We start from the raw sequence: 23,143 nt of genomic DNA, 5'->3' as shown, positions 1-23,143 counted from the left end.
ACCGCACCATGACGAGGGGCCTGCCGGCCCCAATCGGGACTTGCGTCCCTCGCTACAGGTGCATCGCAGCCTACTTCATTGTGGGCATGGAGAACTCGGCGCCGGCGCGGATGCCTGTGGGCCAGCGGGCGGTGACGGTCTTCATGCGGGTGTAGAAGCGAATGCCGTCGGGGCCGTGCACATGCAGCGGGCCGAACAGTGAGCGCTTCCAGCCACCAAAGCTGTGGAAGGCCATGGGTACGGGAATCGGTACATTGATGCCGACCATGCCCACCTGGATATCTTCGCTGTACTGGCGAGCCGTGTCGCCGTCGCGGGTGAAGATGGCGGTGCCGTTGCCGTATTCATGGCGATTGACCAGTTTGACCGCTTCTTCGTAGCTGTCGACGCGCACCACGACCAGTACCGGGCCGAAGATTTCCTCTTCATAGATGCGCATGCCTGCCTTGACGTGATCGAACAGCGTCGGGCCTACGAAGTAGCCATGCTCGGCACCGGTGACCACAAAGTCGCGGCCGTCGACCACCAGGCTGGCGCCCTCTTCCACGCCGGTGTTGATATAACCCAGCACCTTGTCGGCATGCTCGCGGGTGACCAGCGGACCCATGTGGGGCTCGGTTTTCTGACCGGTACCCGGGCCGACGGTCATCTTGTCGATTTCGGCGGTCAGGTCACGCACCAGATGGTCGGCGACTTCGTCACCGACACAGACGGCCACTGAGATCGCCATGCAGCGCTCGCCGGCCGAGCCGTAGGCGGCCCCCAGCAGCGAACTGACCACCTGCGACGGATCGGCATCCGGCATGATGACCATATGGTTCTTGGCGCCACCCAGCGCCTGCACACGCTTACCGTGCGCGGACGCGGTCTGATAGATGTATTCGGCAATGGGCGTGGAACCGACAAAGCTGACGGCTTCGACGCGCTCATCGGTCAGCAGTACGTCGACCGCTTCCTTGTCGCCGTTGACCACGTTCAGCACGCCATCCGGCAGGCCTGCTTCGGTCAGCAGTTCCGCCAGCATGATGGGCACGGTCGGGTCCTTCTCGGACGGCTTCAGCACAAAGGTATTACCCGCAGCGATAGCCACCGGGAACATCCACATGGGCACCATGGCCGGGAAGTTGAACGGCGTGATACCGGCGCAGACACCGACCGGCTGCATCAGCGAATAGCTGTCGACACCGGTGCCGACGTTCAGTGAATGCTCACCCTTGAGCAGATGCGGCGCACCACAGGCGAATTCCACCACTTCCAGGCCACGAGTCAATTCGCCAAAAGCATCGGAGTAGACCTTGCCGTGCTCCTGTGAAATACGGGTGGCGATTTTTTCCGCATCGCGCTCTATCAGTTCCTTGAACTTGAACATGATGCGCGCCCGCTTCAGCGGGCTGACCTTGCGCCAGGTTTCAAAGGCTGCCTGGGCGGCGGCAACCGCCGCGCGCGTCTCGTCGGCCGAGGACAGGGCCACCTGGCCATGAGCCTCGCCGGTTGCAGGGTTGTAGTAGGGTGCGCTGCGGCCGCTGTTGCTGCCGACACGCTGGCCGTTGATGTAGTTGCCGAGTGTGGTCATGGTATTGTCCTGTGTTGCGGGGCATCCGGGAAAAAGCACCGGTCAGCCGCTCCGAATTTCGATGTTAGTTTCAGTATATTTTACATTAATGATCAAATAAAAGAACGCCTTCCTGTGCTCTCGGGCCTTAACGACTGATTTCGAGGCCGGCCTGCTCACAGGCCTGGACCAGCCCCTGGTGACCCATGCGGGCATAGGTCAGCGGATGTGCCACGGCCGGGTCCTGCTCGGCTTCGACGACCAGCCAGCCGTTGTAATCAGCGGCCTGCAGCCCCTTGAACAGAGTCGGATAGTCGATACAGCCGTCACCGGGTACGGTGAAGGTGCCGTTCAGCACGGCATCGAGAAAGCTCAGATCCCGATTGCGCGCATCAGCCAGCACCTCCGGCCGAATGTCCTTGCAGTGCACATGGACGATGCGGTGGGCATAGTCGCGCTGCAGGCGAATGGGGTCACCGCCGGCATACAGCATGTGGCCGGTGTCCAGCAGCAGGCCCACCGAGTCACGGGTGTTGTCCATCAGCCGCCGTACGTCGTCCTCGCTTTCCACCACGGTACCCATGTGATGGTGATAGGCGATCTGCACGCCCTGCTCCAGGCAATGGTCGGCCACCACATTGAGCCGACTGCACAGACGGTCCCATTGCTCGTCGGTCATGACGGGGCGCTGTGACACCGGCACGGCCTGATTGCCATGCACACAGTCGGTCACTTCGCAGTACACCATGGCCCTGGCGCCCAGGCTCTTCAGCAGATGCAGGTGGTCCTGGATGGCTTCGATTTCCTCTTCTGCAGTGCGCGCCAGCAGCTGACTGCTGTACCAGCCGGAAACCAGATCCAGGCCGTGCTGCTGCAGAATCGGGCCCAGTTTTTCGGGTGTACGCGGGAACTTGTTGCCCAGCTCGAAGCCGCTGAAACCGGCTTCCCTGCCTTCACTCAGGCAGGTCTCCAGGGGCGTTTCGGCGCCCAGCGCCGGCATGTCGTCGTTGGTCCAGGTGAGGGGGTTGATACCCAGTCGTACAGTCATGATAGTACTCTCAATAAGGTTGATTCTTCTTGGCCTGTTCATAGCCCTTGCGGGCGGCGCCGACTTCATCCCGGGGGGACACCTCCGGTACTGCAACATCCCACCACTGACCCCCTTCGGAGGTGACATAGGGGTCGGTATCCAGCGTGACCACGTAAGACCGGGTAGCGGCACGGGCGCGCTGCAGGGCCTCTTCCAGCCCGGCAATGCTGTCCACTTTCTCCGCCTCGGCCCCCATGGCCCGCGCATGGGCTGCGAAATCGAGCCTGGGGGCGCCTTCCGGTGCGGTGTGGCAGTCTTCCAGCAGGTTGTTGAAGGGCGCCCCGCCGGTGGCATTCTGCAGCCGGTTGATACAGCCATAGCCCCGGTTGTCGAGCACCACGACGATGATTTTGTGGCCCATCATGACGCTGGTGGCCAGTTCCGAGTTGAGCATCATGTAGGAGCCGTCGCCGACCACCACGATGACCTCGCGCCCGGGTTCGGCCATCTTGACGCCGAGGCCACCGGCGATCTCGTAGCCCATGCACGAATAGCCGTACTCGACGTGATAGCCGCCCGGCTGGTCCGTGCGCCAGAGCTTGTGCAGTTCGCCGGGCAGACCGCCAGCAGCACAGACAATGATGTCGGAGGCTTCCGACTGCCGCTTGACCGCACCCAGTACCTGGGCATCGGACGGCAGCCCGGTGGGTGACTCGACGCCGGTGGCGGCAGTCGCCAGGTCATAGTAGGCATGCCATTCAGCGCTGAGCTGTTCGGCGCGGTCGGTCCAGCCGTCAGTGCTGTGCCAGCCTTCGAGCACGTCGGTCAGTTGGGTCAGGCCACGCCGGGCATCGCACTGCAGCGGCAGGGCGCCCTGTTTGTGCGCATCGAAACGGCCCACATTCAGTTGAATCAGCTTGCCCTCGAGCAGGGTGCGCGAGGCGGTGGTGAAGTCCTGCAGGCGGGTACCCACGGCCAGTATCACGTCCGCTTCTGCGGCCAGGGTGTTGGCGGCACTGGTTCCGGTGACGCCAATGGCACCGGCGGCGCGGGGATGGTCCCAGGGCAAGGCGCCCTTGCCGGCCTGGGTCTCGGCCACCGGTATGCCATGACGTTCGGCAAACTGCTGCAGGGCTGCAAAGGCCTCGGCATAATGCACACCACCACCGGCCACCAGCAGGGGTCGTTCCGCCTGCCGCAGGCGGTCGGCTGCCTTGAGCAGTTCCTCGGGCTCGGCCTGCGGGCGGCGGATGCGGTGCACGGTTTCGGCAAAGAAGGCCTCGGGGTAATCATAGGCTTCGGCCTGTACATCCTGACACAGGGCCAGGGTGGCCGGGCCGCAGTCCTGCGGGTCAAGCAGGGTCTGCAGGGCTGCCGGCAGGCTGGTTATGATCTGTTCCGGTCGGGTGATGCGGTCGAAAAAACGGCTCACCGGGCGAAAAGCGTCATTGACACTGATGCCCGGATCGCCAAAGTGCTCGACCTGTTGCAATACGGGGTCAGGGGTGCGGTTGGCAAACACATCGCCGGGCAGCAACAGCACCGGCAAACGGTTGGCATGCGCGAGGCCGGCTGCCGTCACCATATTGGTGGCACCGGGACCAATGGAGCTGGTGCAGGCCATCATGCGCTGACGCCGGTTGGCCTTGGCAAAGGCGATGGCGGCATGGGCCATACCCTGCTCATTGTGAGCACGGTAGGTGGGCAGCTGGTCGCGCACCTGGTACAGGGCCTCGCCAATACCCGCCACATTGCCATGGCCGAAGATGGCGAACACGCCCTCGAACAGCGGCTTGACGCCCGCTTCCGTTTCAATTTTCTGGGCCGCCAGGTACTTGACCAGTGCCTGGGCCATGGTCAGTCGCAGAGTAGCCATAAGCACCTCCCTCAGTCAGTTTCGGGCTGGCGGGCCTGCCAGCACTCGATCAGTTCATGGTAGTTGTCACTGACCCTGCGGATCAGCTCGCTGTCATCGATTTCACCGGCCAGCCAGGCCCGGCTCGGCTCCCCAAAGAGCGTGCGGCCGACGGTAAAGCCCCGGCAGATATCAAAGCCGGCGCTGTGGTTGAACTCGCGCTTCAGTTCGTCCAGCGGCGCATCCAGACCCAGCAGCACCACACCATGGCAATGCTCGTCGCGGGCCCGGATGACCTCGGTCAGGTGCTGCCAGGTTTCAGGCTCGGGCGCCGGCAGTTTCCACCAGTCCGGATACACACCCAGATTGTAGAAGCGTTGCAGGGCGCGCGGCAGGGTCCATTCATCGACCGGCAGGTCACGCGGCGGAATCACTTCCAGCAGCAACTCATGACCGGAGGCCAGACAGGCCCGGTACAGCTCCTTCACCTGACGCTCCTGCTGCAGGCGCAGCTCTACGGGCTGGTCGGGATGATAGAACACCAGGCACTTCACTGTATGCTCGATCGGCCACTCGCGCAGGCGCGACCCGATGGAGCGCCCGCCTTCCAGCTCCAGCGGCATGGACGTAGGCAATTCGACCGGCCGGCCAATCCACCAGCCGCGACCGGTGACGTCATTGAGGGCATCCTGGCCGTAGGTGTCGTCGATCAGCACGCCGACCTGGTGCGCTACCCCGCCGCGCTCGGCGCCCTGTTCGGCGGCACTGATCAGCAGCTGTTTCAGTTTTTTCAGCCGTTCGGGGTCAGCACCGGTTTCGCGCGCCATGTCGAACAGCTGTTTGCGATGATCAAAGGCCAGGCCATAGATCTGTTCCCACTGGCGGCGTCGGCGACCTGCGATGCGGTGCAGGCGGTTCAGCCGCACGTCCTGATCGGGGTGGGCAATCTGCTCGGCCCGGGTCAGGTAGTCGTCCAGTTCACGGGCATCCGGTATGGCCGGGGCGCAGCCATGGCGCGATACCACCAGAGCGCCACAGGCGTTGGCGTAGGCACAGGCCCGCTCGTGCGGTTCGTTCTGCAGCCAGCCGCGCAGGAAGCCGGACATGAAGGCATCTCCGGCGCCCAGCACGTTCAGTACCTCGACGCGCACGCCGGTGTGGACTTCGAAGTCGTCCTCGCTGGCCGGGATGTCACCCTCCAGCACCGTACAGCCCTGCGGGCCCAGCTTCAGCACGATGGTGGCATCGGTCAGCGCGCGGATATTGCGCAGCGCGGTCAGGGTGTCTTCGCTGCCGCCGGCAATATGAACCTCTTCCTCGGTGCCGACAATCAGATCCAGGTCGGGCAGTACAGTCTGCAGGTGTTGAGTCACCCCTTCGTCAGACACGAAACGGTTCTCACCCTCGCCCGGGCCGGTGAGCCCCCAGAGCACGGGCCGGTAGTCGATGTCCAGAATGACCCGGGTGCCGGCCTCCCTGGCATACTGAATGGCCGTGCGGCTGGTTTCATAGGTGCCCGAGGTACTGAGATGAGTACCCGTGATCAGCAGGGCCCGGCTGGAGGCAATGAACTCAGGCCCGAAATCGTCCGGACTGACAGCCATGTCGGCGCAGTCGTTGCGGTAGAAGATCAGCGGGAAGGTTTGCCGGTCCTTCAGGCCCAGTATGACCAGGCCGGTCAGGCGCTGCGGGTCGGTCACCACATGGCTGACGTCGACCCCGGCGCGCGCCAGCTCTTCGCGTACAAAGCGACCCATGTGCTCGTCCCCGACCCGGGTCAGCATGGCCGATTTCAGGCCCAGCCGGGCGGTACCATAGGCTATATTGCCCGAGGAGCCGCCCAGATACTTGGCAAAGCTGCTGACATCTTCCAGCCGACTGCCGACCTGGTCGGCATAAAGGTCTACCGCCGCCCGGCCCAGGCAGATGACATCCAGCGGTCGTTCAGCGTAGGGTGTAATGTTGCTCATGCTCTCATCCTCTTCTGCCTGCGGCACAGCCCTTTCACAGGCTGATCCAGCGGCCTTCGGCGTGCGACTGCTCCAGGGCGTCGATCACACGGTTCACTTCCATTGCCGCCCGGAAGTCCGGCCACAGCGGTTTGTCGGCGACCAGACCCTCGATCAGATCGCGCACTTCAACGGCCTTCTGGTCGTTGTAGCCGATACCATGTCCCGGGCCCACACAGAAGTGGCCATAGTCCGGGTGGTCAGGCCCGATCAGCAGGGTACGAAACCCTTCCCGGCCGGCGCTGTCAGTCGCGGTATACAGTTTCAGTTCGCTCAGGCGCTCCTGATCGAACACGATGGAGCCCCGGGTACCGGTGACCTCGAAGGTCAGGCCCATCTTGCGGCCCCAGGCAATGCGGCTGCTTTCCAGCGTGCCGATGGCACCGTTGTCGAAACGCACCATGCAGTGGGCCTGGTCTTCGTTCTCGACCACGCCGGTCTTGCCGGGCTGATCGGGCAGCGGGCGTTCCTTTATCACCGTCTGCAGGTCGCCGTTGACCTGGGTAATATCGCCGACCAGGTACTGCGCCATATTGATGATATGGGACCCCATGTCACCCAGGGTGCCGCTGCCGGAGAACTCCCGTTTCAGACGCCAGTTGAACGGCGTCTGCGGGTCGGCCAGATAGTCTTCGTTGTGCGTGCCGCGAAAGTGCACCACGTCGCCGATCTCGCCGGCGGCAATGATTTCCTTCGCCAGCTGTGCCGCCGGGTTCTTGGCGTAGTTGAAGCCGACCAGGGTCTTGACCCCGGCCTTTTCGGCCGCCTCGGTCATCTCCAGCGCATCGGCACTGTTGATGGCCAGCGGCTTTTCACAATACACATGCTTGCCGGCGGCAATGGCCGCCAGCGCCATTTCCTTGTGCAGGAAGTTCGGCGAGCAGATATCCACCACGTCCACATTGGGGTCGGTGACCAGGGCCTGCCAGTCATCGGTTGCGCGCCTGAAACCCAGTTCCTGCGCCTTGCGGGCGGCCAGGTCGGAGTTCACCTCTGCCAGCAGTTCGCATTCAATGCGGGCGCTGAGGGGGAAGATGGCCGGCGCCGACTGAAAGGCAATGGCATGTGCCTTGCCCATAAAGCCGGTGCCGATCAGGCCAATGCGGACGGTTTTCATGGTGATGCTCCAGTTTCAGTGTTAAGGGCCAGTCAGGCGGTGGCCTCGTCGCTGCGGGTGAACTCGGCCAGTTCCGCTTCCAGTTTTTCCATTTCCTCGCCGCCGGCCATCATTTCCAGTACCTGCTCCCGGGTGACTTCCGACTTGAGGAAGGTCCCCATGCTGCGCCCCCGATTCAGCAGCGTGAAACGATCGGCCACCGGATAGGCGTGGTGGACATTGTGGGTGATCAGAATCACCGCCAGCCCCTTGGCGCGGGCCTGCGCCACTACACGCAGCACATTCGAGGTCTGCTTGACCCCCAGTGCCGCCGTGGGCTCGTCCAGAATCAGCACCCGGGCACCGAAATGGATGGCGCGGGCAATGGCCAGGCACTGGCGTTCACCGCCGGACATGGTGCCGACCACCTGCTGGGGGTCACGCACCTTGATGCCCATTTCTGCCAGCCCGTCCAGCGCAATCTGGTCGGCGCGATCCTGATCGAACTGCTTGAACGGCCCCCAGCCCCTGGTGATTTCCCGCCCCATGAAGAAGTTGCGGGTAATACTCATCAGGGGTACCAGGGCCAGATCCTGATACACGGTGGCAATGCCGCGGTCCAGGGCATCACGCGGTGAACTGAATTCGACGCGCTCACCTTCGTAGAAATACTCGCCCTTGCTGGGCTTGTGTACACCGGCCAGCGTCTTGATCAGGGTCGACTTGCCAGCCCCGTTGTCACCCAGCAGGCAGTGCACCTCGCCTGCATTGACCTCCATGTCGATGTCTTCCAGGGCAATGACGCTGCCAAAGTAGCGGCTGACTTTTTTGAGTTCTAGAATCTTGTCACTCATGTTCGGTTCCTCCGTCTGTCTTGGCTGGTCACTGAGCAGCGCCGGTGACGCGTCTGCGAATGGCGTTGTTGAACATGACGGCCAGCAACAGCATGCCGCCCAGGAAGACGCGGAACCAGTCCGAATCGATACCGGAGAAGTAGATGCCCATCTGCACCACACCGAAGATCAGGGCACCGAAACAGGCGCCGATGACCGAACCATAGCCTCCGGTCAGCAGAGCGCCACCGATGACCACCGCGATGATGGCCTCGAATTCCTTCAGCAGCCCCCGGTCAGCCGCCGCCGAACCGAATTCCAGCACCTGACAGGCCGCCAGTACCGTGGCGCAGAAAGCGGTGAACATGAAGGCGCCAATCTTGACCTTGTTGGTGGGCACGCCGACATTCTTCGCCGCCTTGGCATCACCGCCGGTGGCAAAGATCCAGTTGCCATATTTGGTACGCAGCAATACCCAGCTGGCAATGGTCGCCAGCAGGAACCACCAGATAATGATCATAGGAATGCCGGTAATGATGGGCGTGCCATCGGGGAAGGACTGCAGCCAGCCCACATCCGCCAGCCACTGGAACAGCCAGCCACCGATCTCACCGCCGAAGGCGGCCGCCAGCAGGTCACCTTCGGCGGCCCCGCGCACGCCACCGACAATGGTGCGGTTGGTGAACATGATGGCCAGCGCGATGGTCAGCCCGCGCAGAATAAACAGGAAGGCCAGGCTGACAATAAAGGACGGCAGCCCGGTGCGGACCACTATGGTGCCGATGGTAAAGCCGATGCTGAGCGCCAGCGCGAAGGCAAAAATAATGGAAGTCCAGACCGGCCAGTCCCAGTACATGGTGGGTATGGCGATCATCATGCCGGCAAAGCCGATCATGGAACCGATCGACAGGTCAAACTCCCCGGCGATCATCAGCACACAGGCGCCGATGGCAATGATGCCCAGCTGCGCGGATACCATGCTCCAGTTCAGCACCCCATCGGGGCTGAACATGCCGGAGTCTCCGGCCACGATGATGAAAAACAGAAAGACCAGTACGGCCCCGGAAACCGACCCCAGTTCGGGTCGGCTGAGCAATCGATTCAGGATGGACACCTCACGAACCCGTTCGTCCGCGTTGGTGGCCTCTGCATCTGATTGCTGTGCATGATTGACTGACATGACTGAGCCCTCAGCAATATTGTTGTCTGTTGTTTGGCGCTTTCTGCGCTCTGATTTTCGGCTTTCCCGTTGCGTAGTTGTGCTTTTTGCAACGGACGAACCTAGAATAGAATAAATTTTCCATTTGTCAAACACGATAGAAATATTATTTTATTTTTTGCGCCTGATCACTTGACAACCTGTCTCTGCAGAGACATCTTTGTGATGCTTATGGAATTTTTGTTCCATAGTGATAAAAAAGAGAAAAATAATTTCAACAACCCAGAGCGGGCGACAGGCTGTATCGCCAGTGGCCACATGCTGTTACGGCAAAAGCCGTTACCAGAGTGCCGGTCACAGCCCGACCAGGAGAGGCGAACCATGAAAAACACAAGAAAGACCCTCAGTTACCTTCTGTCAGCCGGCCTGATTGCCCTGGCTGCGGCCATGGTCCCGGCTACCGCCGTGGCGCAGGAGCGCTTTGTGCTGATCAGCCATGCGCCGGACTCGGATTCGTGGTGGAACACCATCCGCAATGCGGTGCGGGAAGCCGGCGAAGCGGTCAATGCGCGCGTCGAATATCGCAACCCGACCACCGGTGATCTGGCCGACATGGCCCGCATCATCGAGCAGGCGGTGGCGTCCAACCCGGATGGCATTATCGTTTCAATCGCGGATTTTGATGTGCTGCAAGGCCCCATCGAAAGTGCCACCCGCCGCGGCATTCCGGTGATCACCATCAACTCGGGCACCCATGAACAGAGTGAAGCCCTGGGCGCGCTGCTGCATATCGGCCAGCCCGAGTACGATGCCGGCTACGGGGCAGGTCAGAGGGCCCGTGAAGCGGGTGTCAGCAGCTATGTCTGCGTCAACCACTACATCACGAACCCGGCTTCTGTTGAGCGCTGCCAGGGCTTTGCCGATGCGCTGGGTGTGGATCTGGAAATGATCGACTCCGGTGATGACCCGACCGAAGTGCAGCGCCGGGTAGAGGCCTATCTGCGCCAGAACCCGGATCTCGATGCGGTCCTGACGCTGGGCCCCAGCTCCGCGCACCCGACCATTCGGGCACTGGAAAGCACCCGTCGCGCCGGTGAGCTGTACTTCGCGACCTTTGATCTGAGCGGTGAAATCAGTGAGGCCATCAAGAGCGGCACCATCGATTTCGCCATCGACCAGCAACCCTACCTGCAGGGCTACATGCCGGTGATCATGCTGTCGCTGTACAGCCGCTACGGCATCATTCCGAGCAACCACATGAACTCCGGTCCCGGGTTCATTACGGCCGACAACATTGAACTGGTAGAAGAGCTGGCCGGCGAGATTCGCTGAACCGGCAACAGGCACTGGCGGGTGGGTTTTCCACCCGCCAGTTGCAATTCTGGAAAATTCATTCCATTTTGGTCTCGTGCACAGACAGAGAGACCGACATGGAACGCGACGAGAATCAGATGACCGAGAGCATGCAGGCACCACAGACCCTGAGCGACCTGCAGAACGCCATTACCGAGCGCTATTCAGAGCTCAGCAAGCGTCTGCGCCAGGTGGCCCGCTACCTGATTGATCACCCGGGGGACATTGCCTTTGGCACCGTCACCGTGATCGCCCAGGATGCCGGGGTACACCCGTCGACTCTGGTGCGCTTTGCCAATGCTTTCGGCTACAGCGGCTTCAGCGAAATGCAGACCCTGTTTCAGCAGAACCTGCTGCGCGAGTCGCCCAGCTACACCGAACGAATTCGCATTGCCCGGGAAACCCTGGGTGACCCGGGCTCACAGTCGCCGGACCAGTTGCTGGGGGAGTTCATCCATGCGGATACCCTGGCCCTGCAGTCCCTGCAAAGCCATATCCCGGCCGAGGTGCTGAACGAAGCCATCGATATTCTGGCCAATGCAGAGGCGACCCAGATTATCGGCGTGCGCCGGTCCTTTGTACCGGCGGCCTATTTTGCTTATGCGCTGCGCCATATCGAGCGCCGGGCCTACCTGATCGACAACGTGGGGGCCATGCACAAGGAACAGGCAGGCACCATTCAGAAAAATGATGCCGTACTGGCGATCAGTTTCCGGCCCTATGCCAGCGAAACAGATGAGGCGGTGCGCATTGCCCATGAGCGGGGCGTGCCGATCATCGTGATTACCGACAGCAGGCTGAGCCCGCTGGCCAAACTGGCCAGTGTGGTGTTCACGCTGCCGGACTCGGAGGTCCACGGCTTCCGCTCGCTGACGCCGACACTGTGTCTGGCGCAGTCACTGTCAATCGGCCTGGCCTACCGAGTGGACAAGAACCGCTCCATGGACGGCAACCCGGCCTGAAGCAGACTTTTTGGAGAACTGACATGCTGAATATTTGCCTGTTTGGTGCCGGTCGTATCGGCGCCATCCATGCTGCCAATGTGGCAGCCAACCCCAATGCGCAACTGACCTGTGTGGTGGATGTCTTTGCCGAAGCCGCAGAGAAACTGGCCCGGCAATATGGCGCCCGGGTGACCACCGTGGAAGAAGCCCTGGCCGACCCCGAGATCAATGCCGTCATCATTGCCAGTTCTACCGATACCCACGCCGACCTGATTGAACAGGCCGCCGAGTATGGCAAGGCCATTTTCTGCGAAAAGCCGATTGATCTGGATGTCGAGCGCACCCGCGCCTGCATCGAGACGGTGAAGCGCACCGGGGTGACCTGCCTGGTCGGTTTCAACCGCCGCTACGACCCCAACTTCAGCTACCTGAAAAAGCAGCTCGAAGACGGTCAGTTGGGCAACCTGGAGATGGTGAACATTACCAGCCGTGACCCGTCACCGCCGCCGGCAAAATATGTGCAGTCCTCCGGCGGTCTGTTCCGGGACATGATGATTCATGATCTGGACATGGCCCGCTGGCTGCTGGGCGAAGAACCGGTTGAAGTCTATGCCGCTGCCAGTTGCCTGATTGACCCCGAGATCGGCCAGCAGGGTGATGTGGATACCGCCATGGTCACGCTGAAAACGGCCAGCGGCAAGCTGTGCCAGATCACCAACAGCCGCCGTGCTGTCTATGGCTATGACCAGCGTATCGAGGTGCTGGGCTCCGAGGGCATGGCGCAGGCCAACAATCAACTGGAGAACTCGGTAGTGGTCACCAACCACGACGGTGCCACCGGTGCCAAACCGCAGCATTTCTTCCTGGAACGCTACGCCGAGGCCTATCGCCACGAACTGAACAACTTCATCGCCGCCGTGAACGGCACCGAGCCGGTGCTGGCCAACGAAAACGACGGCCTGATGGCCCTGCTGCTGGCCGAGGCCGCAGTAGAATCGTTACAGAGCGGTCGGGCAGTCCGGCTGTAACCGGGTCCCGAATCTGTAAACGGCCGGGCCGTCACACTGCAAGAGGAGGCTTCATTATGTCACATCTGTTATCACGCCCCCGGACACCGGATGAACTGGGCTGCATTCAGCGAATCACACCGCAGTCTGCCCAGTGGAACTATGTCGGCTTCGAGGTCTATACCCTCAAGGCCGGGCAGACGCTCGAGCAACCCACGGAGGGCACCGAAGTCTGTCTGGTCATCATGACCGGCAAGGCTGATGTGGCCACGCAGAAGGAAGCCTGGACTGACATCGGCGAGCGCACGACCATTTTCGAGCAGCAGCCACCCTATGCGGTCTATGTGCCGCCGCACGACAGCTATACCGTGAAAGCCAACACAGATCTTGAACTGGCGGTATCCAGAGCGCCGGCAGAGGGCAAGTACCCGGCCCGCCTGATTCGCCCGGACGATCTGGAGTACATCACCCGCGGCGAGGGCACCAATGCGCGCAAGGTGTGCAATATCCTGTTCAATGATATTCCGGCCGAGAAGCTGCTGGTGGTCGAGGTGTTCACGCCCAACGGCAACTGGTCCAGCTACCCGCCGCACAAGCATGATACCGATGCCAAGCCGCAGGAAACGCAGTTGGAAGAGACCTATTATCACCGCATGAATCCGTCGCAGGGCTTTGCCTTCCAGCGCGTCTATACCGATGACCGCAGCCTGGACGAAACCATCACCGTGGAAGATCGCGGTGTCGTCATGGTGCCCAGAGGTTATCATCCGGTCGGGGCACCGCACGGCTACGACCTCTACTACCTGAACACCATGGCCGGCCCGGAGCGCACCTGGATCTTCAACAATGATCCGGCGCATGAATGGATGCTGCAAAAATGACCACTCTGACTTCTGCTCTCGGACGCCCGTTGCGCCTGGCCGTGATTGGCGGTGGACCGGGCTCCTTCATTGGCAGCATTCATCGCGGGGGCGCCACGCTCGACGGTCACTTTCAGGTGGTGGCGGGCGCCTTCTCCTCCGACCCGGAGCGATCCCGTCAGGCGGCGATTGATCTGCACATCGAACGGGGCTATGCCAGTGGCGCCGAGTTGATTGATGCCGAAGCAGGACGGCCGGACCGACCGGATGTGATTGCCATCATGACACCCAACAACAGCCATCACGCGCTGGCCCGTCAGGCTCTGGCGCGCGGCTTTCATGTCATGTGCGAGAAGCCGCTGACACTCACCGCAGCGGAAGCCGATGACCTGGTACAGGCAGCCCGACAGGCTGATCGGCTGTTCTGCGTAGCCTATGCCTACACCGGGTTTCCGATGGTACGCCAGGCCCGACGCATGATTGCCGACGGTGTACTGGGCGAACTCCGCATGGTGCAGTGCGAGTACTTACAGGGTCATCTGGCCCGGGTGTCGGAAGCAGAAACCCGGGCCACCGACTGGCATTTCGACCCGGCAGTGAGCGGTTCTTCACTGATTCTGGGCGAAATAGGCACCCACGCCTGGCACTTGGCGCAATTTGTCAGCGGCATGCAGCCCAGCGCACTGACAGCAGAAGTGTGCGCCACGGCACCCGGACGCCAGGCCCATGACTATGCCACCGTGATGACGCGCTATGACAACGGTGCACGCGGCATGATCTGGGTGACGCAGGCGGCTGCCGGGGCGGAACATGGCCTGAAGTTCCGTATTTTCGGCACCGAAGGCGGCCTGGAATGGCATCAGCAGCAGCCGAACGAGCTGATCTACCGCCCGCTGGATCAGCCCTGTCAGGTGCTGGTCAAGGGTGGCCCCGGCCTGAGTGAGGCGGCCCGACGGGTTAGCCGGGTGGTGATCGGACATCCCGAGGGCTATCAGGAGGCCTTTGCCAGCCTGTACCACGATCTGGCCGAGGCCGTGGTGGCTCGGGAAACGGGCCAGACGTCACTGTCTGCCGACAACGCCTTCCCGACGGTGGAAGATGGCGCCGACGGCATGCACTTCATCGAGACCGCCCTGCGCTCGGTAGCCGAAGGCGGCGTCTGGGTGCCGATGCGCTAGTCCTCCCCGGGGCCGGCCCGCGCCGAGAGTCGCTCGGTCAGAGCCCGGTCACATTGTTCTGTGGACCACCCCTCAAGCACCGCCTGCAGCAACACATCCTGTTCGGAGGCGGGCGCCAGCCCATCTACGGGCGGGTCAGTATCCAGACTGGTCGGAAATGGATAGCCTTCGGCGGCGGTCGCCACCACCCGCAGTACTGCCTGTTTGCTCAGTTCTCCGCTGGCATGGGCGTCACGCAGGCGGGGAAACACGGCGCGACTGATGGCGCTGCGATCGACGGTCTCCATGGCGCGTCCGAAGGCAGACGAGACCTGCAACAGGTTGGCCATGCGCTGTACGTCCCGGGTGCGGTTGGTGCCGGCGGCATGAAACAGGGCCGGGTTGAACCAGACCTGATCCCCTTTCTGCAGCGGCAATTGCACCGCCTGGTCTTCAAAAAAGGCCTTGAACGCCGAATCACGCCAGGCCAGATAACCCAGTTCGTACTGATGAGAAAACGGCAAAAGCCGGGTGGGCCCGGATGCCACCGACATGTCCGAGTGTGCGACCGCACCCTGCAGGGTCAGCAGCGACGACAGTCGGTGCACCGGCAGCGGGTAGCGTTCGGCCTGCTCATCGGTCATGAAGCCGAGGTGGTAGTCCCGATGCGGCTGCTGGCCTGCACCGCCCGGATGTACCACATTGACCTGAGCAGTGATCTGATAGCCTGGCCCCAGCCAGGCCTCGGACACCGCATGCATGGCCGGGTTGCTGTAATAGGCCATGAACGAATCCGGATCGGCCAGAGCCGCTTTCTGCACCGCATTCCAGAGCCGGGTATTGGCCCCGGCAGCGGCAAAGTGGTCTCCCGCGATGCGGGTTTTGGCCTCTCTGGCCATCAGTTCCTGCAGCGTTGCGCTGTGTGCATCGATGATCCCGGTGTCCGCAAAGGCGCCCTGAATCACCAGCACGCCCGGGCCGTCGCTCAGGGCCAGATTCAGCTCTGCCAGCAGGGCCGACCGCTCAACCGGACTGTGCTCGGCAAACAGCTCGCCCGCATAGACGAGGATGCCCTGCTCCGCCCTCTCGGCGTGTGGAAAACGTGCCAGATCGACCCCTTGTTGGCAGCAGGCGGCGAAGGTGTCCAGATCAAGCTGATGGCGGTGCGGGAAGGTCATGCGTTGTCTCCTGTCAGGCAGCGGGAGTCGGCCCGTCGTGTTGTTATGACACCCATGCTATGCTTCCGATCAACTCATGAGTACACAAATTCAACTCAAAAAGACCTCACATGCCAGATTCTGACGGGATCAGGGCGCGCGACCTGATCCGGCGCTTTTCACTGAAACGCATTGCTGCCCAGGCCGGGGTATCGCGGGCCACGGTTGACCGTGCCCTGCACGGCCGTGGCCAGGTACACCAACAGACACAACAGCGCATCCGGCAGGCTCTGCACGAACTCGAAGTGCTGGATGAGCACGGCCTGGCCGCAGGTCAGACCCTGCACCTGGATCTGATCATGGCGGCCCCGCAGCGTTTCAGTCGGCAGGTGCGTCAGGCTCTCACCGGGGAATTGCTCAGTCTGGCGCCCTTTCGCATCAGTCCCCGGTTTCATTTCTTCGAGCAAATCGAGACCCAGGCTCTGATTGACGTCATCCTGCGCTGCCACCGGCGCGGCACTCATGGCATTGTGCTCAAGGCACCCGATGAACCCGGGGTGACAGAAACCGTCAATCAGATCTGTGCCGAGGGCACTCCGGTGCTGACGCTGGTGACCGATCTGCCGGCCAGCCGCCGGTTGCATTACATCGGCATGGACAACCGCGCCGCCGGCCAGACGGCGGCTTATCTGTTTGATCAGTGGCTGCCGGCGGAGACGCCGGTGGTGGCAGTGAATATCGGCAGCCTGCTGTTTCGCGGTGAAGAGGAGCGGGAAATGGGTTTTCGAACCGGCCTGCGGGCGCGCCGACCGGGCCTGGAAGTGGTTGATATTGTCGGCGGCTACGGCCTGCATGCCGAGACCCTGGCCGCAACCACCCGTGTTCTGCAGCAACAGCCCGACCTGGCGGCGGTGTACAACGTGGGCGGTGCCAACGGCGCTATTCTGGAGGCGTTTGCCGATGCGCGGCGGTCCCTGCGGCTGCTGGTCGGGCATGATCTGGATGCAGACAACCGAGTGCTGCTGCGACAGGAGCGGTTGCAGGCGGTTATCGACCATGACCTGCGGGCCGATATGCGCCATGCCTGCCTGCGGTTGCTGGTGGCGCGCCGCCTGATGCGGCCGGAGGTTCTCGATAGCCTGCCGGCCGCTTCACCCATCCAGGTGGTGACACCACCCAGCCTGCCGGCGGGCGGAGCGCCCGGTCTCCAGACTTCAGACCCTGCGCGCGCGCAGAAACAGCACAGTTAGTGCAGCTTCAATCGCGGCTTGATCGCATTGTTCAAACGGTCAATCACCGTGATCAGGATGGCGCCGGCCAAGCCATGCAGCGCCATCTGGTGCTGCCGGTACAGACTGATGTAGACCAGGCGCGCCAGCTTGCCCTCGATCATCATGCTGCCGCGGGTCAGGTTGCCCATCAGCGAGCCAACGGTGCTGAAGCGACTCAGGCTGACCAGTGAGCCGTGGTCCTTGTAGCGGTAGGGTTTCAGGGGCTGCTGCTTGCGCTGCCGCCGCAGGTTGCTGTAGATATGGCTGGCCATCTGGTGCGCCGACTGGGCCCGGGGCGGTACCCAACTGCCATCGGGCTGGGCACAGGCGCAGCAGTCACCCAGGGCCCAGATACGATCGTCACGGGTGCTTTGCAGGGTATCTCTGACTATCAGCTGATTGTTCTTTCTGCTTTCCAGCCCAGCCAGTTCCTGCAGAAAACCCGGCGCCCGAATGCCGGCGGCCCAGACCATCAGGTTGCCCTTGATCATCTCCCCCTGGTCGGTTTCGAGCGCCCCGTCATGACCGCACGCTATCCTGGTATCGGTACGCACGTTGACGCCCAGTTGGCGCAACTCGTGAACAACAGTGGCGCTCAGACGCTCCGGCAAGGCGGGCAGAATGCGCGGCCCGGCTTCAACCAGTGATATTGATATATGGCTGGGTAACACATTACCCAGATCATAATCATGGATAATACTGGCCGCATTGTAGAGCTCTGCCGACAGTTCGACGCCGGTGGCGCCGGCACCCACGATCACCAGGTTGAGGTGTGCATCCTTGCCGGCGGCGCGGTCGCGGTCCAGGCGCAGAAAGGCATCCAGCAGACGCTGATGAAAGCGTTCGGCCTGGGCCGGCGCATCAAGCATCATGCAGTGCTCGCTGATGCCGGGAATGCCGAAATCGTCGGTGACACTGCCGAGTGCAAAGATCAACTGGTCATAACGGATGCGACGCTCATCCAGCATGACCTCCCCTTCACTGTCATGCAGCGGCGCCAGTATGACCTCGCGCTGCTCTCGATCCAGGCCGCATACCTTGCCCCGGGTAAAGTGAAAGCCGTTGCGTCGGGCATGACCCCGATAGTTGATTTCATCGACACCTGCATCCAGTGAACCGGCTGCCACTTCATGCAGCAGCGGCTTCCACAGATGCGTGTTGTTGCGATCGATGAGCAGTATATTGGCCTTGTCCCTGCGCCCCAGCTTTCGCCCCAGGCGAGTCGCCAATTCCAGTCCGCCGGCACCACCGCCGATGATGACAATCTGCTCCTTGCCGGAATTGTCTGACATGGTTGAACCCCGAGTTTTTTCACGGTCACTGTATTCGCGATCACTATAGAGGTAATGGCGGCTCTGGTCACCTCATCTGCAGGCCGCGAACCCGGCCCACACACCAGCGGTCAGAACCAGAGGTTGGTTATACCCTGATACAGCAGTCGGCTGCCGGTAATCAGCAGGAAGACGTAGCAGATGCGGTAGAACAGAATGATGGAGATGCGCTTGTGCAGCCAGTAACCGCTGTAGACCCCGAAGATGGCCAGCGGCGCCAGTACCAGGGCCGTCATCAGGTTGGTGGTATCGAACTGACCCAGCAGTGCATAGGGCACCAGCTTGACGTAATTGACCACGGTGAAGAACACCACGGTGGTGCCCACAAACAGGGTCTTGTCCAACCGCTGCGGCAGCAGGTACATGTTCATCGGCGGGCCGCCGGCATGGGCGGAAAAGCTGGTGAAACCGGCGACCGTGGACCAGAAGGTCCCCTTGGCCCAGTTGGCGGACTTCGGCTCAGCGTCCGCAGCACCCCGGTTCAGATAATAGTTCAGCGCGAACACGACTGCGATCAGGCCGATAAGGATACGCAGGTGATCATCACTGACCCAGCGATAGGTCAGAAAGGCGATCAGGATGCCCAGTACCGAGCCCGGGATCATGATCAGGATATTGCGGTTGTCCCACTTCTTCCAGAACGCCTTCAGGCCGGCCAGATCCATGATGCACAGAATGGGCAGCATGATGGCCGCGGCCTGAAACGGCGGTATGACCAGCGCCATCAGCGGTACCGCCATCACCCCTACCCCGCCACCGAAGCCCCCCTTGGAGATGCCGGCGATCATGACGGCAAAGAAGGCGGCAAGGTAAAACAGCGGTTCCTGGATCATGGGTACTTCCTGTGCGGTGACGGTAAAAGGGAGAACGCAGACTATAACAAAGCACGGCAGCAAGGTGTGCCTGACAAGACATTCGACGGAAAAAAGCCGGCCAGGCAGGACCTGGCCGGAAAGGCGGGCTCAGTTACCCTGTTCGCTTGCTCATGGCCACAGGCCTCGATCACGCAGCGCCTGTTCAATGTCATCAGGCCCGAAAACCTGTTCAGCATCCATGCCCTCAGCGCGCGCTGCTTCAACATTGATCAGGCCGTCATCAAAGAACAGTACCTGCTCAGGCTCTGCCTGCATGCTGTGCAACAGGGCGCGGTATATCCTCGGGTCCGGCTTCATGTATCCCAGCGTCAGACTGGTATGGACATGGGGTATTTGCGCCAGAAAGGGTCGCTGCTCAACCATGGCCCAGTGATAGGGGTTGATATTGCTCAGCAGACCCAGCTCGAAGTGCTGCCCCAGATGGTCAAGCAGCTGGCCAGTGCCGGGAAATTCATCACGGATGACTTCTGCATAGAGGCGCTCGAACTCGGCATGATCCAGGTTCAGCGCAAACTCCCGGCGAAACTGCTCCGAGAAGGTGGCGAAATTGATCTGCCCTGTTTCAAAGTCTTCGGCCGCTCTGGAGTTGCCCCATAGCTGGTGCATCTGATCAAAGGGGATGTCCTGACCCAGTATCTCCCCGATCTTCTGTTGCCACTGTATATCGACCAGTACCCCGCCCATATCAAAGACAATATGTGTGGTCGGACGCTGCCCTGGCTGCGTCTTGCTGGCGTGCATGCCGGATAACATGTTCATTTCTCCTTTGTTTATCCCCGGTTTATCCCTGCACCCAGTGCAGACTGTCACCATGCAGATCCACCAGGACCTTGTCACCGGGCTGGAACGGTTCATGTGCTCTGGGGTTGCTGACCGTCACCTGTATTTCATTGTCACCGATATCAACCCAGTAATCCTGCACCTGACCCATGAATGCAGAACGCTGAACCAGCCCGGGCAGCAGGTTGCCACTGCCTGCGGCTGTGGGTCGAGTCAGACCAATGGCCTCGGGTCTGGCCACCAGCGTGACCTGGCGACCCGATTCAAACGAGCCGTCCGACGGCATTTTCACCAGCGCCTCACCCAGTCTCAGCTGGACACTCTCGCTGTCGGTATCGGCCACCTCGGCTTGCAGAAAGTTGGCAACACCGATGAAATCAGCCACGAAGCGTGTTGCCGGTCGCTGATAGACCTCTGTCGGAGTGCCCACCTGTTCAATGCGACCCTTGTTCATGACCACGACCTTGTCACTCATGCTCATGGCTTCGCTCTGATCATGAGTGACATAGATGGCAGTGATGCCAACCGCTTTCTGAATACGGCGAATTTCGTCACGCATGGTGAGCCGCAGCTTGGCGTCCAGATTGGACAGGGGCTCATCAAAGAGCAACACGGAGGGCTCCATGACGAGCGCGCGCGCAAGCGCAACCCGTTGTTGCTGACCCCCGGACAATTGACCCGGCATGCGGTCCTGATAGGCACCCAGGTTCATGATATCGAACGTCTGGTTGACCTTTTCCCTGATCGCAGTCGCCGGCATTTTCTTCAGCCGCAACCCGTAGGCCACATTGTCATAGACGGACATATGGGGAAACAGTGCATAGGACTGGAACACCATGGTGCAGTCGCGCTTGTTGGGCTGGAGGTTTCGTACATTGTCATCACCGAAGTAGATATCTCCGGTGCTGATGCTCTCGAAACCGGCGACCATGCGCAGAGTGGTGGTCTTGCCGCAGCCGGAGGGCCCCAGCAGGGTCACGAACTCTCCGGCCTCGATATGCAGGTTGACATCAGTCACGGCCTGAAAGGCGCTGCCGGAGTCATCGACAAACGACTTGCACACATTATTCAATGTAACTGTTCTGGATTTCATAACTCACACCTTTACTGTCTGAGGTTCAGGTTGTGCCGTGACTGTTCGAATGGCTTTCGACGGCTGGGAGTAGGACCCCATCCGCGACACGACCAGATGCAGGAACAGCATGGCCGCGATCATGATCAGTATCAGCAACGTGCAATAGGCGCTGGCCACACCAATACGGCCGGATTCAACCTGCGAGAGAATGGACGCAGTGATGACGTTGTAGCGCGCCGACACCAGGAAGATGACGGCGCTCATGGCGGTCATGCTCTTCACAAAGCTGTACACCAGCCCGCTGAAGAACGCCGGCTTGATCAGCGGCAGGACAATGCCAAAGAACACCTTCGATTGACTGGCCCCGAGATTGGTGGCCGCTTCCTCGATGGATGGATCAATTTGCTGCAGGGACGTAATGCCCGAGCGAATACCGACGGGTATGGCTCTGACCACAAACGCCGCCACGATGATCATGGCCGTTCCGGTTATCGCCAAGGGGGCCTGGTTGAAGGAAATGATATAGGCAATACCGAGTACGGTGCCGGGTATTGCAATCGACAGCATGCTGACCATTTCCACAAACCGCTTGCCCAGGAAGTTCTTGCGCACCAACAGGAACGCGATAATCATCCCCATGAAGCCGGCAATGAATGTGGCAATGGTGGCCAGAAACAGCGTGTCCCTGATGGCTTTCTGCCCCAGAGAGAACACCACGCGGTAATGGTCCAGAGTGAAACTGTAGTTGATACCCCACAGCTGTATGAATGAGCCGACAGGCACCAGGATGTAGAACAGAACCACGGTAAATGACAGGAAGAGACAGAACCCGAACAGCACGGTTCTCGGCCAGCCGGAATTGATCATTCTGCGCCCGGCCCCCGGCTTGCCCGTGACCGTGACATATGAGCGGTTGCCGACCCAGTACTTCTGGATCGCGTAGACGACCGCAGTAATGGTCAGCAGCAGCACGGCAAGCGCTGCACCCGCCTGGATGTCATAGCTGCCCACTGCCTGCAGATAGATCTCCTTGGCAACGGTGCTGTAGCCGCCACCAATGGTAATCGGGTTTCCGAAGTCGGCCAGTGACTGGATAAAGACCAGCATGAACGCATTGGCGATGCCGGACATCGACAACGGCAGCGTGACCTTGAAAAAGGTCTGCAGCCGCGAGGCACCGAGGTTTTCACTGGCCTCTTCGATCGCCGGGCTGATTGACTTCAGCAGCCCCGCCAGCACCAGAAAGGCGATGGGGAAAAACGACAGGGTCTGCACGAGTATCAGACCTTGCAGCCCATAGATATTCGCATTGGTGATACCCAGCAATTCACGCGTGATAAAACCCTGGCGCCCAAACAGCAGAATTGCGGACAGGGCAATCACAAAGGGGGGGGATATCACCGGCAGTATGGCTATGCCGTTGAACAGCTTCTTGAACGGCACATCCATATAAGCGAAAACATAGGCAAACAGATAGGCGATCACCGTCGACAATGTGGCAGCAATCAAGGCCAACTGGAAGGAGTTGGTCAGTGACGTCAACAGACTCCCGCCAGCCAGGATGCGCCGATAGGAGGTCAGATCAAACCCATCATGGATATTGAAAAAACTGGCCTTGGTGATCATCAGCAGCGGATAGGCGATGAAGACCGCCAGGGAGGCGACGACCAGTAAAATGGTCAGGTACAGCAGAGGTTCCCGATAGACTCTCTGCAGTCCGGATACAATAGTTTCACGCATGGCATTAAACCCTGAAAATGAATCACAAGGGCGGTAGGCGCTACCGCCCCCAGGCAGCT

The 23,143-nt window shown here is 61.0% G+C and carries 19 protein-coding genes; 6 read left to right on the top strand and 13 right to left on the bottom strand.

Annotation, left to right across the window (positions count from 1 at the left end; all coding sequences use genetic code 11):
* Window positions 1-70: 70 nt before the first annotated feature.
* The 7 genes from E4656_RS01965 to E4656_RS01935 all read right to left on the bottom strand — a co-directional run bounded on the left by E4656_RS01965 (window position 71) and on the right by E4656_RS01935 (window position 9,555).
* Window positions 71-1,573 (bottom strand): CoA-acylating methylmalonate-semialdehyde dehydrogenase, encoded by a 1,503-nt coding sequence (locus E4656_RS01965; RefSeq protein ID WP_135480694.1) that lies wholly within the window; start codon window positions 1,571-1,573, stop codon window positions 71-73.
* 127 nt (window positions 1,574-1,700) lie between these two features.
* A complete protein-coding gene (gene iolE, locus E4656_RS01960) occupies window positions 1,701-2,600 on the bottom strand; it encodes a myo-inosose-2 dehydratase (RefSeq protein WP_135480692.1) in 900 nt (299 codons plus the stop codon).
* A gap of 10 nt (window positions 2,601-2,610) precedes the next feature.
* On the bottom strand, window positions 2,611-4,458 hold the full coding sequence (gene iolD / locus E4656_RS01955; RefSeq protein WP_135480690.1) for a 3D-(3,5/4)-trihydroxycyclohexane-1,2-dione acylhydrolase (decyclizing): 1,848 nt from the start codon (window positions 4,456-4,458) through the stop codon (window positions 2,611-2,613).
* An 11-nt stretch (window positions 4,459-4,469) separates the two neighbouring features.
* Window positions 4,470-6,407: a bifunctional 5-dehydro-2-deoxygluconokinase/5-dehydro-2-deoxyphosphogluconate aldolase gene (locus tag E4656_RS01950; protein WP_135480688.1), complete on the bottom strand. Its 1,938-nt coding sequence runs from the start codon at window positions 6,405-6,407 to the stop codon at window positions 4,470-4,472.
* A gap of 34 nt (window positions 6,408-6,441) precedes the next feature.
* Entirely contained in the window at window positions 6,442-7,563 is a 1,122-nt protein-coding gene (locus tag E4656_RS01945) for a Gfo/Idh/MocA family protein (protein ID WP_135480686.1), read from the bottom strand.
* A 32-nt stretch (window positions 7,564-7,595) separates the two neighbouring features.
* Window positions 7,596-8,396, bottom strand: a complete 801-nt coding sequence (locus E4656_RS01940) for an ATP-binding cassette domain-containing protein (protein ID WP_135480684.1) — start codon at window positions 8,394-8,396, stop codon at window positions 7,596-7,598.
* A gap of 28 nt (window positions 8,397-8,424) precedes the next feature.
* Window positions 8,425-9,555 (bottom strand): ABC transporter permease, encoded by a 1,131-nt coding sequence (locus E4656_RS01935; protein WP_135480683.1) that lies wholly within the window; start codon window positions 9,553-9,555, stop codon window positions 8,425-8,427.
* Between the two features lie 360 nt (window positions 9,556-9,915).
* Here E4656_RS01935 and E4656_RS01930 point away from each other — a divergent pair, with 360 nt between their 5' ends.
* The 5 genes from E4656_RS01930 to E4656_RS01910 all read left to right on the top strand — a co-directional run bounded on the left by E4656_RS01930 (window position 9,916) and on the right by E4656_RS01910 (window position 14,876).
* Entirely contained in the window at window positions 9,916-10,866 is a 951-nt protein-coding gene (locus tag E4656_RS01930; protein WP_135480681.1) for a sugar ABC transporter substrate-binding protein, read from the top strand.
* A gap of 98 nt (window positions 10,867-10,964) precedes the next feature.
* Window positions 10,965-11,849: a MurR/RpiR family transcriptional regulator gene (locus E4656_RS01925; protein WP_240753879.1), complete on the top strand. Its 885-nt coding sequence runs from the start codon at window positions 10,965-10,967 to the stop codon at window positions 11,847-11,849.
* 23 nt (window positions 11,850-11,872) lie between these two features.
* On the top strand, window positions 11,873-12,859 hold the full coding sequence (gene iolG, locus E4656_RS01920; protein WP_135480680.1) for an inositol 2-dehydrogenase: 987 nt from the start codon (window positions 11,873-11,875) through the stop codon (window positions 12,857-12,859).
* A gap of 56 nt (window positions 12,860-12,915) precedes the next feature.
* Window positions 12,916-13,719 (top strand): 5-deoxy-glucuronate isomerase, encoded by an 804-nt coding sequence (gene iolB / locus E4656_RS01915; protein ID WP_135480678.1) that lies wholly within the window; start codon window positions 12,916-12,918, stop codon window positions 13,717-13,719.
* Entirely contained in the window at window positions 13,716-14,876 is a 1,161-nt protein-coding gene (locus E4656_RS01910) for a Gfo/Idh/MocA family protein (protein WP_135480676.1), read from the top strand. Before iolB ends, E4656_RS01910 begins: the two co-directional genes overlap by 4 nt.
* Here the strand turns inward: E4656_RS01910 and E4656_RS01905 are convergent.
* Complete coding sequence (locus E4656_RS01905) at window positions 14,873-16,033, bottom strand: phytanoyl-CoA dioxygenase family protein (protein ID WP_135480674.1); 1,161 nt, start codon at window positions 16,031-16,033, stop codon at window positions 14,873-14,875. The genes E4656_RS01910 and E4656_RS01905 overlap by 4 nt on opposite strands.
* 110 nt (window positions 16,034-16,143) lie before the next feature.
* Between E4656_RS01905 and E4656_RS01900 the strand changes: the two genes are divergently transcribed.
* Window positions 16,144-17,262, top strand: a complete 1,119-nt coding sequence (locus tag E4656_RS01900) for a LacI family DNA-binding transcriptional regulator (RefSeq protein ID WP_135480672.1) — start codon at window positions 16,144-16,146, stop codon at window positions 17,260-17,262.
* Here the strand turns inward: E4656_RS01900 and E4656_RS01895 are convergent.
* From E4656_RS01895 to E4656_RS01875, 5 genes are all read right to left on the bottom strand, one after another.
* Complete coding sequence (locus tag E4656_RS01895; RefSeq protein ID WP_135480670.1) at window positions 17,259-18,575, bottom strand: NAD(P)/FAD-dependent oxidoreductase; 1,317 nt, start codon at window positions 18,573-18,575, stop codon at window positions 17,259-17,261. The two genes, E4656_RS01900 and E4656_RS01895, sit on opposite strands and share 4 nt — an antisense overlap.
* 110 nt (window positions 18,576-18,685) lie before the next feature.
* Window positions 18,686-19,447, bottom strand: coding sequence for a sulfite exporter TauE/SafE family protein (locus E4656_RS01890; RefSeq protein WP_135480669.1), 762 nt, complete (start codon window positions 19,445-19,447; stop codon window positions 18,686-18,688).
* A gap of 150 nt (window positions 19,448-19,597) precedes the next feature.
* On the bottom strand, window positions 19,598-20,242 hold the full coding sequence (locus tag E4656_RS01885; protein WP_167855890.1) for an HAD family hydrolase: 645 nt from the start codon (window positions 20,240-20,242) through the stop codon (window positions 19,598-19,600).
* 28 nt (window positions 20,243-20,270) lie between these two features.
* Window positions 20,271-21,362 carry an ABC transporter ATP-binding protein gene (locus tag E4656_RS01880; protein WP_135480665.1) on the bottom strand — a complete coding sequence of 364 codons (1,092 nt, stop codon included), beginning with the start codon at window positions 21,360-21,362 and terminating at the stop codon, window positions 20,271-20,273.
* 3 nt (window positions 21,363-21,365) lie between these two features.
* Window positions 21,366-23,084, bottom strand: coding sequence for an ABC transporter permease (locus E4656_RS01875; RefSeq protein ID WP_135480663.1), 1,719 nt, complete (start codon window positions 23,082-23,084; stop codon window positions 21,366-21,368).
* Between the last annotated feature and the right edge of the window lie 59 nt (window positions 23,085-23,143).

The sequence above is a fragment of the Natronospirillum operosum genome (assembly GCF_004768465.1).
Lineage (GTDB): Bacteria > Pseudomonadota > Gammaproteobacteria > Pseudomonadales > Natronospirillaceae > Natronospirillum > Natronospirillum operosum.
This window is presented reverse-complemented; position numbering and strand designations above follow the sequence as displayed.

Bases quoted from the DNA above. Each gene is read 5' to 3' on its own strand.
- E4656_RS01965 (WP_135480694.1), bottom strand. From the start codon at position 1,573: ATGACCACACTCGGCAACTACATCAACGGCCAGCGTGTCGGCAGCAAC.
- iolE (WP_135480692.1), bottom strand. From the start codon at position 2,600: ATGACTGTACGACTGGGTATCAACCCCCTCACCTGGACCAACGACGAC.
- iolD (WP_135480690.1), bottom strand. From the start codon at position 4,458: ATGGCTACTCTGCGACTGACCATGGCCCAGGCACTGGTCAAGTACCTG.
- E4656_RS01950 (WP_135480688.1), bottom strand. From the start codon at position 6,407: ATGAGCAACATTACACCCTACGCTGAACGACCGCTGGATGTCATCTGC.
- E4656_RS01945 (WP_135480686.1), bottom strand. From the start codon at position 7,563: ATGAAAACCGTCCGCATTGGCCTGATCGGCACCGGCTTTATGGGCAAG.
- E4656_RS01940 (WP_135480684.1), bottom strand. From the start codon at position 8,396: ATGAGTGACAAGATTCTAGAACTCAAAAAAGTCAGCCGCTACTTTGGC.
- E4656_RS01935 (WP_135480683.1), bottom strand. From the start codon at position 9,555: ATGTCAGTCAATCATGCACAGCAATCAGATGCAGAGGCCACCAACGCG.
- E4656_RS01930 (WP_135480681.1), top strand. From the start codon at position 9,916: ATGAAAAACACAAGAAAGACCCTCAGTTACCTTCTGTCAGCCGGCCTG.
- E4656_RS01925 (WP_240753879.1), top strand. From the start codon at position 10,965: ATGGAACGCGACGAGAATCAGATGACCGAGAGCATGCAGGCACCACAG.
- iolG (WP_135480680.1), top strand. From the start codon at position 11,873: ATGCTGAATATTTGCCTGTTTGGTGCCGGTCGTATCGGCGCCATCCAT.
- iolB (WP_135480678.1), top strand. From the start codon at position 12,916: ATGTCACATCTGTTATCACGCCCCCGGACACCGGATGAACTGGGCTGC.
- E4656_RS01910 (WP_135480676.1), top strand. From the start codon at position 13,716: ATGACCACTCTGACTTCTGCTCTCGGACGCCCGTTGCGCCTGGCCGTG.
- E4656_RS01905 (WP_135480674.1), bottom strand. From the start codon at position 16,033: ATGACCTTCCCGCACCGCCATCAGCTTGATCTGGACACCTTCGCCGCC.
- E4656_RS01900 (WP_135480672.1), top strand. From the start codon at position 16,144: ATGCCAGATTCTGACGGGATCAGGGCGCGCGACCTGATCCGGCGCTTT.
- E4656_RS01895 (WP_135480670.1), bottom strand. From the start codon at position 18,575: ATGTCAGACAATTCCGGCAAGGAGCAGATTGTCATCATCGGCGGTGGT.
- E4656_RS01890 (WP_135480669.1), bottom strand. From the start codon at position 19,447: ATGATCCAGGAACCGCTGTTTTACCTTGCCGCCTTCTTTGCCGTCATG.
- E4656_RS01885 (WP_167855890.1), bottom strand. From the start codon at position 20,242: ATGTTATCCGGCATGCACGCCAGCAAGACGCAGCCAGGGCAGCGTCCG.
- E4656_RS01880 (WP_135480665.1), bottom strand. From the start codon at position 21,362: ATGAAATCCAGAACAGTTACATTGAATAATGTGTGCAAGTCGTTTGTC.
- E4656_RS01875 (WP_135480663.1), bottom strand. From the start codon at position 23,084: ATGCGTGAAACTATTGTATCCGGACTGCAGAGAGTCTATCGGGAACCT.